This is a genomic window from Hymenobacter sp. DG25B (assembly GCF_000801315.1).
GTDB lineage: Bacteria > Bacteroidota > Bacteroidia > Cytophagales > Hymenobacteraceae > Hymenobacter.
The window spans coordinates 2,269,912-2,288,039 of sequence record NZ_CP010054.1 but is presented as its reverse complement, the minus strand read 5'-3'; the positions used below and the strand labels follow the sequence as shown (position 1 = coordinate 2,288,039).

Sequence of the window (18,128 nt, the reverse complement as noted above, 5' to 3'; positions counted from 1 at the left end):
GTCCGGCGGGGACGCGTTTCTGATACTAATCGATTTTAAGGACGGCCAAAAAGGCTTCCTGGGGTATTTCTACGGAGCCCACCTGGCGCATCCGCTTCTTACCTTCTTTCTGTTTTTCCAGCAGCTTGCGCTTCCGGCTGATGTCGCCGCCGTAGCACTTGGCAATTACGTTTTTGCGCAAAGCCTTTACGGTCTCACGGGAAATAATCTTCTGCCCAATACTGGCCTGAATGGCAATTTCAAACTGCTGACGGGGCAGCAGCTCCCGGAGCTTTTCGCAGAGGCGGCGTCCCCACTCGTAGCTCTTGCTGCGGTGCACAATAGCCGACAGCGCATCCACCTTCTCCCCGTTCAGCATGATGTCCAGCTTCACCATATCGGCGGCGCGGAATCCAATCAGCTCGTAGTCTAGGGAGGCATAGCCGCGCGAGAGGGTTTTGAGCTTATCAAAGAAGTCGAATACAATTTCCGACAAGGGCAGCTCAAACGACAGCTCCACCCGCTCAGAGGTCAGGTAGCTCTGGCCTTTGATGATGCCGCGCTTATCCATGCACAGTGTGATGATGGCACCTACGTATTCCGAGGCCGTGATAATCTGGGCCTTGATATAGGGTTCCTCAATCAGCTTGATCATGTTAGGATCAGGCATTTCGGAGGGCGCATTGATGGTCAGGAGCTGGTCCTTGGTACCAATGGCGTGGAACTGCACGGAAGGCACGGTGGTAATCACCGTCATGTTGAACTCCCGCTCCAGGCGCTCCTGCACAATTTCCATGTGCAGCATGCCCAGGAAGCCGCACCGGAAGCCGAAGCCAAGGGCCACGGAGGTTTCCGGCTCCCATACCAGGGAGGCATCGTTCAGCTGCAGTTTTTCCATGGCGCCGCGCAGCTCCTCGTACTCGCTGGTTTCTACGGGGTAGATACCGGCAAATACCATCGGCTTCACATCGGCAAAGCCCTGAATGGCTTCCGGCGTGGGCCGGGCTACGTGGGTGATGGTGTCACCTACTTTTACTTCGCGGGCTTCTTTAATGCCGGAAATCAGGTAGCCTACGTTGCCGGCACTCATTTCCTGGCGGGGCTCCTGGTTCAGGCCCAGAATACCAATTTCATCGGCGCCGTATTCCTTGCCGGTAGCCATGAAGCGGAGCTTGTCGCCCTTGCGCATGGTGCCGTTCTTGATGCGGAACAGGACTTCGATGCCCCGGTAGGAGTTGAATACCGAGTCAAAGATCAGAGCCTGCAGGGGAGCTTCCGGGTCGCCTTTGGGGGCGGGCACCCGCTCGCAGATGGCGTGCAGAATGTCTTCGATGCCGATGCCGGTTTTGCCGGAGGCATGAATAATATCTTCCGGGGCGCAGCCAATGAGGTCGACGATTTCGTCGGTTACCTCCTCCGGCATGGCGTGCGGCAGGTCTATTTTATTGAGCACCGGAATGATTTCCAGATCGGCCCCAATAGCCAGATACAGGTTGGAAATCGTCTGGGCTTCGATGCCCTGGGAGGCATCCACAATCAGCAGGGCACCTTCGCAGGCAGCAATGCTGCGGCTTACTTCGTAGCTAAAGTCAACGTGGCCGGGGGTATCAATCAGGTTCAGCGTGTAGGTTTCGCCTTTGTAGGGAAACTGCATCTGAATGGCGTGGCTCTTGATGGTGATGCCCCGCTCCCGCTCCAGGTCCATGTTGTCGAGCAGCTGGGCTTGCATGTCCCGCTTGGCCACGGTGCTGGTAAATTCCAGCAGGCGGTCGGCCAGCGTGCTTTTGCCGTGGTCGATGTGGGCGATGATGCAGAAATTGCGGATGTTCTTCACTAGAGGCGGTTTTTTCCAGTGGCAAAGGTAGGCAAAAGGGGCTGAAAATGCTAAAACCGGCGGGTTTGCCAGCAGTATACTTGGTTATTTAAACCAGCCCCGCTCCTTGTCAACTTCTGCTGTTTTCCGGCGTATCACTTATACCTAACCCATATTACACTAACCCTTTAGCCCCTACTAATATGAGTATGCAGTTAAATAACGATGCCGTAAAATTTGCCAAACAGCTGATTCAGGATGGCAAACTCAAGAACGACCAGGGCCACTGGGGCCAGCACAACCCCGACAGCAGCGCCGAAAATAAGTTTTTAGAGAAGCACGAAATAACCGAGTACGGCCAGTGGCACCTGGGCATCGATAAAAGCAAAGGCGAAGACACCAAAGGCCGCTACCACTTCCCCTACGGCGACTTCAAAACCGTGCACCGCGACGGCCTGATTGCCGCCAAAGAGCGCGCCGCCCAGCAAGGGTATTCGGATATTGAGAAGGCTGCTGATGAGTTGCTGCAGGCGCTGGAGAAGAAGGCGGCGAAGTAGCAACCAGGAAGCAACAGGATGAAGGTAAACTCATCTTGTATATATAATAAACTCCGGTCATGTCGAGCGGAGCCGAGACATCTCGCGTGCTGACGTTGTTGGATAAAGAACATCTTTCAAATAGAACGAGTCATGCTGAGCTGGCCGAAGCATCTCTACCGCTTCGTTGGAATACTATTTACCACACTAGCGAGATGTCTCGACTTCGCTCGACATGACCGTATGGTTTGGAAAACGCTTTTTAATTAGATATTCACTTCTTCCCATTCCCAAATCAGCCCCGGCCTTACCCGCCGGGGCTTTTTTCTTACCTTCGCTCCCTATAATTCCACCCAACTCCCCCGTGCTATGCATCCAGCTCCCGTAGCTCCGTATAAGCCCAAGAATCACATCCGCATTGTAACGGCTGCGGCCCTCTTTGATGGGCACGATGCCGCCATCAATATCATGCGCCGCATTATCCAGAGCAGTGGCGCCGAGGTTATTCACCTGGGCCACAACCGCTCGGTGCAGGAAATTGTAGACTGCGCCATTCAGGAAGATGCCCAGGCCATTGCCATTACCTCCTACCAGGGCGGCCACAACGAGTATTTTAAGTACATGCACGACCTGCTCAAAGAGCGCGGGGCGGGCCATGTGAAGATATTTGGCGGCGGCGGCGGCGTAATTCTGCCCACCGAAATTGCGGAGCTGCAGAAGCACGGCATCACGCGCATCTACTCGCCCGACGACGGCCGCGCCATGGGCCTGCAGGGCATGATTAATGACCTGCTCAAGCAGTCTGACTTCCCCACCGGCCAGCATCTGAACGGCGAAGTAGAGCACGTAAAAGAGAAAGATGCCCGCAGCATTGGCCGCCTGATTTCAGCCGCCGAGAACTTCCCCCAGGAGTTTGAGCGGGTGAAAGGCCAGCTGATTTCCGATTTCCAGCAGGCCGAGGGCGGCGCCGACCAGCGCGTGAATCCTTCTGCCTCCGTTAAGAAAGCCCCTATTCTGGGCATCACCGGCACCGGCGGGGCCGGTAAGTCTTCCCTGGTAGATGAACTGGTGCGCCGCTTCCTGCTCGACTTCCCGGACAAGACCATTGCCATTATTTCCGTAGACCCCAGCAAGCGCAAAACCGGTGGGGCCCTGCTCGGCGACCGGATCCGGATGAACGCCATCAACTCGCCGCGGGTGTATATGCGCAGCCTGGCCACGCGCCAGAGCAACCTGGCCTTGAGCAAGTACGTGCAGGACGCCGTGGACGTGGTACGCGCCGCCGACTTCGACCTCATCATCCTCGAAACCTCCGGCATTGGCCAGTCCGATACCGAAATCATTGAGCACTCCGATGCCAGCCTGTATGTGATGACGCCCGAGTACGGCGCGGCCACGCAGCTGGAGAAAATCGACATGCTCGATTTTGCCGACGTTATTGCCCTCAATAAGTTTGACAAGCGCGGCGCCCTGGATGCTCTCCGCGACGTGCGCAAGCAGTACCAGCGCAACCACCAGCTCTGGAATCAGCCGCTGGACGAAATGCCCGTGTTCGGTACCATTGCCTCCCAGTTCAACGACCCCGGCATGAACCGCCTCTACCGCGCTATTCTGGCAACGGTAGAAGCCAAAACGGGCGTACCGTTTGCCTCTCACCTGGAAACCAGCAAGGAGGACTCGGAGAAGATTTACATCATTCCGCCTCACCGCACGCGTTACCTTTCAGAAATAGCCGAAACCAACCGCCAATATGACCAGTGGGTTCAAAAACAAGCTGACACTGCTCAGCAGCTCTTCGGAATCCGGCAAGCCATTGGAGCCGTCCAAAGCCTCGGCAACACCGCCGTTGGAGGATCTGGCACCGGGAGCAGCAGCCATGGACTCGGATCAGGAGCACTCGTGGCCGGCCTGGAGAGCACCTTCGAGGAGGTCAAGCTCCGTTTGGATGGGCAAAATTGGAAGCTCCTGGAGACCTGGCCGCAAAAGGTAAAATCCTACCGCGACCCGGAGTTCATCTTTAAGGTGCGCGACAAGGAAATCCGCATTAAAACGCACACCGAAAGCCTCTCCCACCTCCAGATTCCGAAAGTAAGCCTGCCGCGCTACACCGCCTGGGGCGATTTGCTGAAATGGCAGCTGCAGGAAAATGTGCCCGGCGAATTCCCCTACACAGCCGGCGTATTCCCCTTCAAGCGCGAAGGCGAAGACCCTACCCGCATGTTTGCCGGCGAAGGTGGCCCTGAGCGTACCAACCGCCGCTTCCACTATGTATCGGCGGGCCTGCCGGCCAAGCGCCTGAGTACGGCCTTCGACTCGGTGACGCTGTACGGCGAGGACCCCGACCACCGGCCTGATATCTATGGTAAAATTGGCAACGCCGGCGTGAGCGTTTGCTGCCTCGATGATGCCAAGAAGCTGTATTCCGGCTTCAACCTGGCCAACCCGATGACGTCGGTGTCCATGACCATCAACGGTCCGGCCGCCACCATTGCCGCGTTCTACATGAATGCCGCCATTGATCAGCAGTGCGAACTATATATAAAGGAGCACGGGCTGGAAGATGAGGTCAGCCAGAAGATTGACCAGATCTACGCCGCGAAAGGCGTGGGCCGCCCCTTCTACCAGGGCGAGCTGCCGGCAGGCAACGACGGCCTCGGCTTGATGCTGCTCGGCGTAACCGGCGACCAGGTGCTGCCCGCCGAGGTGTACGAAACCATCAAAAAACGTACGCTGGCGCAGGTGCGCGGCACCGTGCAGGCCGATATCCTGAAGGAAGATCAGGCCCAGAACACCTGCATCTTCTCCACGGAGTTTGCCCTGCGCCTGATGGGCGACGTGCAGGAATACTTCATTAAGGAGAAGGTTCGCAACTTCTACTCGGTGTCTATTTCGGGCTACCACATTGCGGAGGCGGGCGCCAACCCCATTACGCAGCTGGCCCTCACGCTCAGCAATGGCTTCACGTTTGTGGAGTACTACGTGAGCCGCGGCATGAGCGTGAATGACTTCGCGCCCAACCTGTCGTTCTTCTTCTCCAACGGCATCGACCCTGAGTACGCGGTAATTGGCCGGGTGGCGCGCCGCATCTGGGCCAAGGCCATGAAGCTGAGGTATAACGCCGATGCCCGCTCCCAGATGTTGAAATACCACATCCAGACCAGCGGCCGCAGCCTGCACGCCCAGGAAATTGACTTCAACGATATTCGCACCACGCTGCAGGCCCTTTACGCCATCTACGACAACTGCAACTCCCTGCACACCAACGCCTACGACGAGGCCATTACCACGCCCACCGAGGAATCGGTGCGCCGGGCTATGGCCATTCAGCTCATCATCAACCGGGAGCTGGGCCTGGCCAAGAACGAAAACCCGCTGCAGGGTTCATTCATCATCGAGGAGCTGACGGACCTGGTGGAAGAAGCCGTGCTGCTGGAGTTTGACCGCATCACGGAGCGCGGCGGCGTGCTGGGCGCCATGGAAACCATGTACCAGCGCGGCAAGATTCAGGAAGAAAGCCTCTACTACGAGACCCTGAAGCACACCGGCGAGTTTCCCATCATCGGCGTGAATACCTTCCTCTCTTCCAAAGGCTCCCCCACGGTCATCCCGGCCGAGGTAATCCGCGCCACGGAGGAGGAAAAGCAATTCCAAATCACGCAGCTCCAGACCCTGCACGCACGCAATGAGGGCACTGCGGAGCAGCGCCTGAAGCAGCTGCAGCAAGTAGCCGTGGCCAATGGCAACCTATTTGAGGAGTTGATGGAAACAGTGAAGTTCTGCTCACTCGGGCAGGTGACCAATGCCTTGTTTGAAGTTGGTGGGCAGTATCGGCGGAATATGTAGAGTTTGAATTCCTTTTGTTAATAAAAGGGCACTATCTTTCTGAGATAGTGCCCTTTTCATTTTACACTTTTCTTTACAAATGAATATATATTTTTCCGATTTCTTCGGCATCGAGCCAGAAACTCTTGAAGCCTATGGAGCTTTTAATATCTCATTGATAAATGACCTTCCGGTTTTTATTGATCCATTTTTGTTATTTGGAAGCAAAGACCCAGTGTATCAAAAGTTACATGAGGATATCTTACGTTACTTAGCTTTCTTAAAACAAAAATCTGAAAATGGGCAAGTAACAGAAGCACAAATATTAGCGTGGTATGTATTTCGAGAAGTCAAACAAAACTGGCTCGGCTATAGTCAAATAGGAAACAATGGAAGTGGCTTAGGTCCTAAATTTGGAAAGACTTTTTCCTCCTCAATAAATATTGTATTTGATGATTTGGGAAAAGAAATAATCACTGAATCATCCCACTTGGAAAAAGCCGGTCTGTTTCAAACAGGTATAGGCAAAGACAATATAAGTGACTTCACCACAAACCTTACAAAGGAATTTTTACTCAATTACACTGAAAAGTTTGCTTTAGAGCACATGCTGCCCACTAATGTAAAAATTGTTAAAGTTGATAAAGTTTATTTTGACTACACTCTTCAAAGATGGATGCCAAAGGAATTTACACTTCCTTTTATCTTTAATGACTATGTACTTTTGACACCCAAAAATATTTTAACTAAGGATGATAACTGGATAAATTCTCACGATTTACGAGGAGACTTTGAAAGAATATGCAATAGCATACCCAATAGCCAACTCAGAGCTGAAATCTTTAACTACTTCGCAGAAAAACTACCAAGCAAGCCTGTAGATGAGAAAATTTCACAGAAGGAACGTGCTGCTGCAATCCAGGCAACAATAATGCAGTTTCCAGATATTATTAAACTTTATCTAAAAAGCAAAGAAGAGAACAAACAGGGCGCTAAAAATATTTCAAAGCAAAAAGTTGAAGAGGTTGAATCTTTCTTCATAAGAAATATCAAGGCTTTAGTTGAACGCCTTCTTGACAACAGCAATTTCTATGATATCAAGCCAATATCTTCTTACGAACAATCACTTAATAGACTTAATTATTTAAAGGACGTCATTGAAAAAAATGATGGATACAGGCTATTTTACATGAATGGTCAACCAATCAAAAGAGAGGAAGATTTGCAAATCATCTACCGACTGACTTGGTTTGCGAGTGATTTTGACGTTAATAGGGAAACTAACAATGGTAGAGGCCCTGTTGACTATGCTGTTTCAAAAGGCTCGGCTGACAAAACACTTATAGAGTTCAAACTGGCTTCCAATTCCAAGCTGAAGCAGAATCTTGCGAAGCAAGTTGAAGTATATGAAGAAGCCAATTATACCAAGAGTTCTATTAAAGTAATTATGTACTTCAACCAAAGTGAATACATGCATTTAACGTCTGTATTAAAGGAACTGAAGCTAGAGGATAAGGAAAATATTATCTTGATAGATGCAAGTCCAAAAGCTTCTGCTTCTAATGTCACTTTGTAACTTGTAGCGCCCCACTGGCGCGAGTTTAGACGCAGCCATACCTCGTGACCAGCTTTGAGGTGTAGTTTGTACCTGCACTGCTGCATTGCAACAAATCCGAAACCACGCCGCCTGGAGCAATCCGGGCGGCGTTTTCTATGCTTCACTCCTGCGAAACACGCTAGCTACCCCTCCCCCCAGAACTTTCGCCCCCGTCCCGGGTTAGCAACCCGGTCCCCTTCACCCACCAACAAAAACTCGATGAAATCTACCCTTATCCTCGCGGCGGCCTTTGCGGCGGTTACTACGCAGGCACTGGCCCAAACTGCCCCCGCGCCGCGGGCGGCGGCCGACCAGATTGCCACCAAGAAAGGCCCGCTCACGGTGCAGCCCATCACCCACGGCAGCGTGGTGCTAACCTGGAGCGGCAAGACCATTTACGTGGACCCCTACGGCGGAGCCGCCGCCTACGCCGGCCTGGCCGCCCCCGATGTGGTCCTCATCACCGACATTCATGGCGACCACCTCGACCCGCAGACACTCTCAGGCCTCTCCGTGGGCAAGGCCCTAATGATTGTGCCCCAGGCCGTGGCCGATAAGCTGCCCGCCGAGTACAAAGGCCAGGTCCGCATCCTGGGCAACGGGCAGAAGCTCGACACGCTGGGCATGCGCGTGTCGGCCATTCCGATGTACAACCTGCCCGAAGCCCCCGACGCCATGCACACCAAGGGCCGGGGCAACGGCTACGTGCTCAGCCTGGGCGGCAAAAACGTGTACCTCTCCGGTGATACCGAAGACATACCCGAGATGCGCGCCCTCAAGAATATCGACGTGGCCTTTGTATGCATGAACCTGCCCTACACCATGGATGTGCCGCAGGCCGCGCAGGGCGTATTGGCCTTCAGGCCACGCATTGTGTATCCGTATCACTATCGGGGCCAGAACGGCCTGAGCGACGTGGAGAGCTTCAAGAAAACCGTGAACCAGGCCAATAAAAAAATCGACGTTCGGCTGCGCAACTGGTATCCGGCGGCCCAGTAAGTTAACCAGATACTGGTCCCAAACTGGCGCGAGTTTAGGCGCAGCCGTAACTCGTGACCAGCTTTGAGGTGGAGGTTGTACCTCCACTGCCGCAACGCGGCAAACCGGAACCACGCCGCCTGGAGCAATCCGGGCGGCGTTTTGGTGAGCGACATCGGCGGATGTAGAGAAGCCTATTTGCGTCTCTACACCCAAGCCGCCAAAACTTTGCTCCAACTGGCGCAGGTTAAGCGCAGCAATATCTCCGGTTTACCAGCCAACTTAGCCCAACACCCAACAATTGCCTAGCTTTACCTCATGCGTACGGCTATCAATTGTTGGGGAAAGAGTCTACTAGCCCTGCTCGTAGTAGCAGCCGCCTGCTCCTCCCCCGACCAGCAAAGCGGCGGACCCACCCAGGACCAGGACGTGCGCGTACGCTACACCGCCCGCCGCGTCATCGTGCCTGACGTGCCGCAGCGGGGCCGCGTGCTGGACCGCTACGACTCCGTGCTGGTAGACACCCGCCCCCAGTTCCTGCTGAAGTTGCCGCGCCGCCCCCCGCTTGATACCCTGGCGTTGGGTCAGCTGCTGGGCTGGGACTCCGTTACGGTGCGGCGGCGCATCACTGATGCGCTGCCCTACCCCAAAGCGCCGGCCGGCTATCCGGTCCAACTCAGCCTCACGGCGGCCGAAGTTAAGCGGGTGCGCCAGGATAGCGCTGCCTGGCCCACATTGACCTTAACCCAGCGACGCCAGCGCGTTTATACCACCCGTGCGGGCGCCCCCTTACTAGGTTATCGGTATGCTGAGGCACAGCCTTTCCTCCGCCAGGCCAAACGCACCGTGCGCGGCCGCTTCTACCGCCTGCGCAACGGCGGCGTGGAAACGTATTATAACGGTCTGCTCAACGGCCACCGCGGCTACCTGCACCCCTTGGTAGATGCCAAAGGCAAAGAGCACGGCACCTGGGCCAAAGACACCGCCTTTCAGCAGGGCCAGGACCTGCACCTGACTATTGATGTGAAACTGCAGGCCTACGCCGAGAAGCTGCTGGGCGGCCGCAAGGGCTACCTCGTGGCCCTGGACCCGCGCACCGGGGAAATCCTGGCCTTTGTATCAGCCCCCGTGTATCCGGCCACCACCATCACCGCACCCGACCAGGCTGGGGTGCGGGCCAAGCTGCTGGAACATGAGGATATGCCGCTGCTGAACCGGCCGGCCATGCTGGCTAACCCGCCCGGCTCAGTATTTAAGCTGGTGAATGCCGCTATAGCCTTACAAATGGGTACCATCAGCCCCACCACGGGTTTCCGCTGCGACCAGTCGCTGGTGAGCTGTGTGCACGAGCACCCTCAGGCGAAAACCCTCACGGCCGGGCTGAAATACAGCTGCAACCCCTACTTCTATCAGGTGATGCAGGGCCTGATAAATTACACGCCCGATAGCCTGGCTACCGATTCGGTGGCTGCCCGCCATGCCAACCTGGCCCAGTGGCGCCGCTACGCCCGCTCGTTTGGGCTGGACTCCGTGCTGGGTGTGGATGTGCCCCGTGAGGCGCCCGGTTTCCTACCTACCCCGGCATATTACGACAAGGCCCGCCGCACGCGCGCCTGGACGTACCGCTCCATTTACTCGCTCAGCATCGGGCAGGGCGAAATCAACCTTACCGGCCTGCAGATGGCTAATATGGCGGCCATTATTGCCAACCGCGGCTGGTATTATACGCCGCATCTGGTGCGTGGTATTGGCGCCGGCGGGCCACTCCACCGCTTCCGGGTAAAGCACCGCACCCTCATCGACAGTGTAAATTTTGAAGCCCTGGTGCCCGGCATGGTAGCCGTGATGCGCAGCGGTACGGCCGCCAGCTCCAGCCTGGCCGATGTTGGTATTTCGGTGGCCGGCAAAACCGGTACGGTGCAGAACGATGAGGGCGACGACCATGCCGCCTTTGTTGGTTTCGCGCCGGCTAATAACCCCAAAATTGCCGTGGCGGTGTACTTGGAAAACGCCGGCTTCGGGGCTGAGTCTGCCGCGCCGGCTGCTGTGCTGGTAATGGAGAAATACCTGCGCGGCAGCATAGCACCCCGGCGCAAACGCGGGGAAGCCCGCATGCAGAAAGCAGCCCGGCGCGAGGAGTAAACAGCTCTACTTAGTAGAACTGCGGTATTTGTTCTTCTGCCCTTATTTTCACGAAATTATTCGTGAGTAGAATGTTTAGAGCCTTATGGGTTAGCCTGCTGGCCCTGGTACTGGCCAGGGAAGGGAAAAGCCAGTCGTTAGCGGGCGTGTGGCAGGGAGCGGAATGGGACGACCAGCGCCCGGGCTTAGCCTGGCCTACCATTCTGCGCCTGCAGCCGGGCGAGGGAACAGCCATGTTTGGGGTTTTGTATCAGGAGCTTCTGCACGATGCCAGCTCTTCGGTATCATTTCAGCTGCAGGGTACCCAGTTGGGTAACCAGCTGCGGATAAATGAAACCCGGATTTTGTATGAGCGTTACCGCGACCCGGATTTCTTTTGGTGCCAGGGCTCCGTTACGTTCACCTACGACCCCGCCGAGGAGAAGCTGACCGGCCGGGCCAGCTACCGCCCCGTGGGCAACTGCGAAACGGGTGAGTTTCACCTTTACCGCATCAAGCTAAAATCGGCCGCTACGGTGCCGGCGGGCAGGTCTGCCACTATTCAGGTAACGGGGCGTGATGTACAGTGGTACACCGATGCGGCGCTAACCCGGCGTGTAAACCAGGGCACTAGCTACCGCACCATTCTAAGCAAAACCACCACGTTTTATCTCACGCAGGGCTTTTACCCTACTTCCCAGCAAACTGCGGTGTCGGTTACCATTCAGGTAGTTCCGTCCCGCAGCGCACCCCAACCGCTAGCCACCCGGCCGCTGGCTAAGCGGGCCGATGCGGCAGTAGGCCGGCAAGCCAAAAACTCCACCGCTTTAGTAACGAATACCCCCGTAGTGCTGCCAAAAGTGTTATTTTTCCAGGGAACAGCGGAGCTTTTGCCTGCAGCCGATGCCTCTCTGCATCAGCTGGTGCGGGAGCTGCAGGCCCGTCCTAGGCTTCGGATCCGTTTGGCAGGCCATACCGACCAGGTAGGCGAAGATCAGAAGAACCTGACTCTCTCGGAGAAACGAGCCACCGCCGTTAAGGCCTTTTTGGTGAAGTCCGGCATCGAATCAGCCCGCATCAGCACCATTGGGTATGGCGGGGCTCGCCCGTTATTTCCTTCGCCCGATGCCCGCAACCGGCGCGTGGAAGTAGAGGAGATGCGGGACTGAGAAACTGCCTGGACTTCTCTTGACCACCTGTTCCTGCTATTAATAGCACATTTTTCATTGCAAAGCTTTGTGGAGGCTGACCAGCATTACTGTGGTATTAATTTTATATCATTTCAGATAAAAGCCGGAAGAAATAAAGCAAGCATTACGTTTTATCTATATAGATTGACCCCGATTTCAGCCCTGCCATTAACTCAGGCTGAAGTTGAGTAGTGTCTCTTCCCTTTTTTCAAACCGCTCATGCGTAACCCTCGTCCGCTTGCTTTTGCCATGGTACCCGTTGCTGCGCTGTTAACTGCGGCCGGTTTTTCTTCTAATACGGCCGTGGCGCCGGCCACTTTCACCCAAGGGATTATCACTACCAAAGTATCATTGCCGGGCAACCCCTACGATAAGCTCCTCAGCCAGATTGACCCCACCAAGGGCAACGTGCAGGCGCAGATGCAGCAGCTGGCCATGCGCATGACGCCGGCGGAACAACAGCAGTTTCAGGCCGAGGCTGCTAAGCTGAGTCCTGCTCTAGTGATGGGCGCCATGATGCTGCCGCGCAAAGGCACCATCTACTACCGTGGCCAGGAAGCCCGCGTCAGCACCGACGGTCTTTCCTACCACCTCGAAAATTACTTCGACGGGGCTAAAAACACCGGCCTATTCCTCCTGGCTGCCCACGCCAGCCCTGAGCGGGTAGCCTACACCTACAATGCTGCCACGCTGAAAAAGAGTTGGCAGAGCATTGTGGTTACAGAGGAAGACTACACGCTAAAAATCTTCCCCGAAACCAGTCTGGTGGCCGGCTACCCCAGCCAGAAAACCACTTATACGCTGAAGCCAGGCGCCGCGGCCCCAGCCAACAACCCCGGAGAAATGAGCCAGAAGCCGGTAGCCCTGGACGTGTGGACCTCCGCCCAGATTCCGCAGATGCTGAATTTCGCCCACCCCGTGTACGTTAAGGAGAAGAATGGCATCACCAAACTGATAGTATACTTTGACAAGGAGCGCCGCCAGAAAATGGTGTATGAGTTTGCTAGCGTGCAGCTAAAGCCCATTTCGCCCCAGGACTTGCAGATTAAAGCCAACACCCCTATTCTCGACTACGCCAAAGACGAGCTGCAAATCGGGATGAAGTCGTTAGCTATTATGATGGGCGGTGGCCCTAAGCAAACGGAGCAAGCTTCTGACGAGGAATAGCCACTTTCTATCTTTCCTCAGCTTATACAACGGCCCGTTCCTGCTCCCGGAACGGGCCGTTTGTATCTCCGGCGTCCGGGGCTGCGTTACTCATCCCCGGCTCTTTTTCTGAGTTGATTGTTCTGCTATTCCTAAATACATACCCTTACTCCTGCTGCCCATGACCATTACCATCGCCAAAAACTCGGCTCAGCCCCTCACTGTTTCCCGCCTGGGCTACGGCACCATGCGCCTCACCGGCCCGGAAATCTGGGGAGAGCCTGCCAACCGCCCGGAGGCGCTGCAGATTCTGCGCACCGCCGTGGAGCAGGGCGTAAATTTCCTGGACACCGCCGACTACTACGGCGAGGATGTGACCAACCGCCTGATTAGGGAAGCCCTGTACCCATACCCCGCTGACCTGGTGATTTGCACCAAAGTAGGCGCCACGCGCCGCCCCGATAAAAGCTGGGTGCCCTTCATCAGGCCCGAAAACCTGCGCACCAGCATCGAAAACAACCTGCGCACCCTGCGGCAGGAGCAGATTCAGCTGGTGCATCTGCGCACCATGGGCCACAGGGAGGTGCCATTTGATGAGTCGCTGGGGGCTATGTTTGACATGCAGCAGGAAGGCCTGATTCTGCATGTGGGTCTGAGCAACGTGAGCCGGACTGAGTTAGAAACCGGTTTGCAGATGGGCCCTATTGCTACCGTGGAAAATATGTACGGCTATGGGCAGCGCACCACCCTAAAGCTGCCCTACGGAGAAAACCGGGGCGGCGAGGAAGTGCTGGACCTGTGCGAACAGCATAGCATTCCACTTATCCCCTATTTTTCCCTACTCAACTCCCTACCCAAGGCCGACACTAAAATGGCCGAAATGGCCCGCAAGCATAATGCTACCGAAGCCCAGCTGAACCTAGCCTGGCTGCTGCATAAGTCGCCGTGGCTGTTGCCCATTCCGGGTACTTCGTCCTTGGCGCATTTGCGGGAAAATCTGGCCTCCGTAAATATCCGCCTAAGCCCGGAGGATATGGCCTACCTGGGCTAGCTGGGGCGCGTGGGTGCATTCGCAGCAAGCCGAAAATTTAACAACCAGCCGCTGCTTAAGCCATAAAAAAGGGCTGCCTTTATCGGGCAGCCCTTTTTGATTTACTTTTCCGAGAATGCTAAAGGATAAGCGCAGAGGCTTATTTCAACACGCCAATTTCTACGCGGCGGTTTTCCTGACGACCGGCGGCCGTAGCGTTGGTAGCAACCGGAGCGGTTTCGCCCATGGGTTCCACGCTGATGCGGTCGGCGGCAATGTTGGCATTTTTAGTGAGCCAGGTTTTCACGGCCTCGGCCCGCTTCTCGCTAAGCTCCCGGTTATAGCTTTTTTCGCCGCGGGAATCGGCAAAGCCCATGACGCGCACCTGGTTTTTGCCGTAACGCTTGCTGATAGAAGCGCCAATCTGCTTCAAAGCATTAGTAGCGGAAGGCTTGATTTCGGCTTTATCTGTATCAAAAAGCACTTTTTCTTCGATGCCGTATACGCTGTACCGGTCGTCGCCTCGCACCGTAATTTCGGGCATATTGACTTCCTCGTACGTTTCGTTGGCCAGCTTAGCCTTGGTCATGTCCCAGGCCGATTCGGCGGAATTACCGGCGGAGTCAGCCAGGCCAGCGGCCGTGGTGCCATCCCGGTATACTACGGCCGTGTCGGCGGTGGCTTCCTGCGGCTGGTCTTTTTCCTGGGGCTTTTTCAGGTCGTTACAAGCGGAGGAGAGCAGGGCCGTCAGCGCAAGGGCGCTTAGCAAGTGCTTTTTCATAAAGAGAATGTTTGGATGGGAAGAGGAGAATGGGACCTGTGTACGTGACTATTCGAGCTTAGTTAATTTTTTCAAGGAATTAGCATATCCCAGGTATCCAGCGCCCATCCACTTTCCCTTTTGATTTTTACGCCTCCACAAACTGCCGGAATTGTAGGTTATTTGTGCGGCTCATTTCCCTAATCCACCTGCATGCCCATCCCTGACCTTTCTCTTAGAACCGTTGACGTGACGCGCTACGTTACCCCACTGCGCGAAGGCGGCTCTTTGCCGGGCCTGGTGGAGGCTGATGACGGCTTCCTCTACGTGGTGAAGTTTCGGGGGGCGGGCCAGGGCTTGAAGGCGCTGATTGCCGAGCTGATTGTGGGCGAGCTGGCGCGGGCTCTGGGTTTGCACATGCCGGAGCTAGTGTTTATCCGGCTGGATGAAGCCTTTGGCCGCACCGAGCCCGACGAGGAAATTCAGGACCTGCTGCGCTTCAGCACCGGCCTTAACCTAGCGCTGCACTACCTCTCCGGCGCCATTACCTACGACCCGTTGGTGAATACCATTGAGCCCCGGCTGGCCTCGCAAATTGTGTGGCTGGACTGCCTCACGCTGAACGTAGACCGTACCGCCCGCAACACCAATATGCTGATGTGGCACCGGGAGTTGTGGCTTATTGACCACGGCGCCGCTCTCTACGTGCACCACACCGGCCCGGATTGGGCCCAGAACACGCGCCGCCCCTTCCCGCAGGTGAAAGACCACGTGCTCCTGCCCCAGGCCAGCGAGCTGGAAGCTGTGGACGCGGCCAGCCGTGCCCTCCTCACTTCCGACGTGCTCCAGGCCATTCTGGCCCTGGTGCCCGATGAATGGCTGACCTCCGATCAGTCTACCACGCTGTCGGCGGCGGAGCAGCGCCAGAATTACGTGCGCTTCCTGGAAGCCCGCCTGTCCGCATCAGAAACCTTTGTTCAGGAAGCGCAGCATGCCCGAAAAGCACTTATTTGAGTATGCCGTTCTGCGCGTAGTTCCCCGCGTGGAGCGCGAGGAATTCCTCAACGTAGGCGTTATTCTGTACTGCGCTTCAGAAGGATTTCTGCAGGTGCGGTGCGCGGTGCCGGAGGCCCGGTTGCGCGCCTTTGGCTGCGCCGAGCTGGACCTGCAGGACCTGGCTCAGCGCCTGCGGGCGTTTGAGCGAATCTGCCATGGCCGCCGGGAAGGCGGCCCCATTGGCCAGCTGCCCGTGGCGTCCCGTTTTCGCTGGCTCACGGCGCAGCGCAGCACCATAGTGCAGACCTCTCCGGTGCACCCCGGCCTGTGCGAGAATGCCGCCGATACCCTGAACCGTCTGTATGCGCAGCTGGTAGAATAGCAGTTGGTAAAGCTGTTTAGCAAAACCGGGCTTTCAGTGCGCTACCACGCTTATGCGGCCAGTTAACATATTAGTAAAGTATGCTTGCATAACATTTTAGGTATATCTCCGTATCTTTGCCCGCACAAACCAGTAAGAGAGAAGTTGATATGAAAAAGACCACCGCGTTTTCGTCGTTGTTGCTGTTGGGTGGCCTGGGTTCATTCCGTTACCTGTCGGCCCAACTAAAAGACCTTGATTTGAATTTTGACCTGCGGGGCGAGGATAGCTGCTTTTACTGCTAACCGGCCCGTATACCTGAAAGAAGAAGCCCTGCTACTTGTTGGCGGGGCTTTTTTACGTCTTAGGCCGTGATTTTAGGGCTCATTCTCAGGGGTTTCCTGCCCCTGCGGAAGAAAAGCACATCCATTCCCATTGGATTTCGGTACTTCACGGTATGGTACGTAGTAGGCGTATCGCAGCCGTTTCTCACTCTCTGTTCCCTACCCTTATGAACCTCAACAGCTTAAAAGAACAAATCAGCTACATCATTGGCCGCGACCTGGCCCGCAACTTCGCCCAGCAGGGCCTGGATCTGGATATTGATGTGCTGGCCGCCAGTATGAAGGAAGGCTTGGCCGGTGAGCCCAGCCGCCTCACGCAGGATCAGATGAAAGAAGCCATGGGCAAGCTGCAGCAGCAGATGGAAGCCCAGGAAGATGGCGAGGGCGACGGTGCCGGCAGCACCAGCGGCAGCGAGAACCAGGCCGAAGGGCTGGCTTTCCTGGCCGCCAACAAAGACAAAGCCGGGGTGCACACGCTGCCCAGCGGCCTGCAGTACGAGGTGCTGCAGGAGGGCTCGGGCAAGAAGCCTACGCTTAACTCCTCGGTTACCACGCACTACCACGGCACGCTCATCAATGGTAATGTGTTTGATAGCAGCTACCAGCGCGGCCAGCCCGCCACTTTCCCCGTGAACGGTGTAATTGCCGGCTGGACAGAAGCCCTGCAGCTGATGCCCGAAGGCTCTAAGTGGCGCCTATATATTCCCTCCGAGCTGGCCTATGGCAAGCGCGGCGCCGGCCGTGACATCGGTCCCGATTCCACGCTCATCTTCGACGTGGAGCTGCTGAAAGTAAATAACTAACGATGCCTGACACCGGGCCGCTGGGAACCTCCTCGACTGCCGTGCCCCGCTGGAGCGCGGGCAGCCGCAGTACCAGCGGCCCGGTGCCGGCTTTTACGTTGTCCCGGCCCGCCATTGACGCTACCCTACCTCCTGCCGTAATGGATGAACCCTTACCAACTCCGCCACCGCCTGCTCCCCCCGAGCCTGTTGTTCGCAGCGAAGATGGCCGGCTGGAGCTTACGGCTACTACCCTAACAGTAAATGGGCGGGTATTCAGCCTGCTGGAGCTGGAGGCTATTGAAGTAAAGCCGGTGCGCTGGCTACTCTGGTACCTGCTGGGTGGCCTCACGCTGGCTATTTTCACCATGGCCTTTCTGCAGAACTGGCTGCGCACCATGCCCGCCGCCATGGGCATGACGGTGGGGGCGCTCCTGCTACTCATTGGGCACCGGGGTGCCAAACGCCTGCGCATCCTGCGGCTGGGACAGGAAGATTTGTTTTACACGCTTTCCGGCGAACTGGCCCCGTGGCAAAGCCTGGTTTCCCAGGTAAACCGGCGCATTCAGCAGCGCCACGATGAGCAGGCTGCTATACTTTTTCAGGCAGTTTCTGCCTGGCAGTCACCTCCGGAAGACGGGGCACCGCCGGTGCAATAAGTCAAGCAGGCGCG

General features: G+C 56.1%; 15 protein-coding genes. 13 read left to right on the top strand and 2 right to left on the bottom strand.

Features of this window, described 5'->3' with window-relative positions; translation table 11 throughout:
- Positions 1–25: 25 nt before the first annotated feature.
- Entirely contained in the window at positions 26–1,813 is a 1,788-nt protein-coding gene (gene lepA / locus PK28_RS09675; RefSeq protein WP_044513539.1) for a translation elongation factor 4, read from the bottom strand.
- A gap of 188 nt (positions 1,814–2,001) precedes the next feature.
- Here lepA and PK28_RS09670 point away from each other — a divergent pair, with 188 nt between their 5' ends.
- The 8 genes from PK28_RS09670 to PK28_RS09635 all read left to right on the top strand — a co-directional run bounded on the left by PK28_RS09670 (position 2,002) and on the right by PK28_RS09635 (position 14,233).
- Positions 2,002–2,349, top strand: a complete 348-nt coding sequence (locus PK28_RS09670; RefSeq protein WP_231576128.1) for a hypothetical protein — start codon at positions 2,002–2,004, stop codon at positions 2,347–2,349.
- A 348-nt stretch (positions 2,350–2,697) separates the two neighbouring features.
- Positions 2,698–6,171 carry a methylmalonyl-CoA mutase family protein gene (locus tag PK28_RS09665; RefSeq protein WP_044513537.1) on the top strand — a complete coding sequence of 1,158 codons (3,474 nt, stop codon included), beginning with the start codon at positions 2,698–2,700 and terminating at the stop codon, positions 6,169–6,171.
- A gap of 79 nt (positions 6,172–6,250) precedes the next feature.
- A complete protein-coding gene (locus PK28_RS09660) occupies positions 6,251–7,726 on the top strand; it encodes a DUF8370 family protein (protein ID WP_044513536.1) in 1,476 nt (491 codons plus the stop codon).
- 240 nt (positions 7,727–7,966) lie between these two features.
- On the top strand, positions 7,967–8,746 hold the full coding sequence (locus tag PK28_RS09655; protein ID WP_044513535.1) for an MBL fold metallo-hydrolase: 780 nt from the start codon (positions 7,967–7,969) through the stop codon (positions 8,744–8,746).
- Positions 8,747–9,043: 297 nt separating this feature from the next.
- Positions 9,044–10,867 carry a peptidoglycan D,D-transpeptidase FtsI family protein gene (locus PK28_RS09650; protein WP_048825832.1) on the top strand — a complete coding sequence of 608 codons (1,824 nt, stop codon included), beginning with the start codon at positions 9,044–9,046 and terminating at the stop codon, positions 10,865–10,867.
- Between the two features lie 71 nt (positions 10,868–10,938).
- Entirely contained in the window at positions 10,939–12,015 is a 1,077-nt protein-coding gene (locus PK28_RS18995; protein WP_048825830.1) for an OmpA family protein, read from the top strand.
- Between the two features lie 240 nt (positions 12,016–12,255).
- The gene (locus tag PK28_RS09640) at positions 12,256–13,203 is read left to right on the top strand and encodes a hypothetical protein (protein WP_156126331.1); all 948 of its coding nucleotides are present in this window, start codon (positions 12,256–12,258) and stop codon (positions 13,201–13,203) included.
- A 160-nt stretch (positions 13,204–13,363) separates the two neighbouring features.
- On the top strand, positions 13,364–14,233 hold the full coding sequence (locus PK28_RS09635; RefSeq protein WP_044513533.1) for an aldo/keto reductase: 870 nt from the start codon (positions 13,364–13,366) through the stop codon (positions 14,231–14,233).
- Positions 14,234–14,372: 139 nt separating this feature from the next.
- On the opposite strand, the gene PK28_RS09630 is transcribed toward PK28_RS09635, so the two are convergent.
- Positions 14,373–14,993: an OmpA family protein gene (locus tag PK28_RS09630; protein ID WP_044513532.1), complete on the bottom strand. Its 621-nt coding sequence runs from the start codon at positions 14,991–14,993 to the stop codon at positions 14,373–14,375.
- 192 nt (positions 14,994–15,185) lie between these two features.
- On the opposite strand from PK28_RS09630, the gene PK28_RS09625 reads away from it, so the two are divergent.
- From PK28_RS09625 to PK28_RS09610, 5 genes are all read left to right on the top strand, one after another.
- On the top strand, positions 15,186–15,986 hold the full coding sequence (locus PK28_RS09625; RefSeq protein ID WP_044513531.1) for a HipA family kinase: 801 nt from the start codon (positions 15,186–15,188) through the stop codon (positions 15,984–15,986).
- Positions 15,964–16,350: a DUF3037 domain-containing protein gene (locus PK28_RS09620; RefSeq protein ID WP_044513530.1), complete on the top strand. Its 387-nt coding sequence runs from the start codon at positions 15,964–15,966 to the stop codon at positions 16,348–16,350. The genes PK28_RS09625 and PK28_RS09620 overlap by 23 nt, the downstream gene beginning before the upstream one ends.
- Before the next feature lie 149 nt (positions 16,351–16,499).
- Positions 16,500–16,634, top strand: a complete 135-nt coding sequence (locus PK28_RS21140; protein ID WP_262489735.1) for a hypothetical protein — start codon at positions 16,500–16,502, stop codon at positions 16,632–16,634.
- Positions 16,635–16,840: 206 nt separating this feature from the next.
- Positions 16,841–17,476 (top strand): BamJ family beta-barrel-assembly machinery protein, encoded by a 636-nt coding sequence (gene bamJ / locus PK28_RS09615; RefSeq protein ID WP_052430551.1) that lies wholly within the window; start codon positions 16,841–16,843, stop codon positions 17,474–17,476.
- Between the two features lie 2 nt (positions 17,477–17,478).
- Complete coding sequence (locus PK28_RS09610; protein ID WP_044513528.1) at positions 17,479–18,114, top strand: hypothetical protein; 636 nt, start codon at positions 17,479–17,481, stop codon at positions 18,112–18,114.
- Positions 18,115–18,128: the final 14 nt, after the last annotated feature.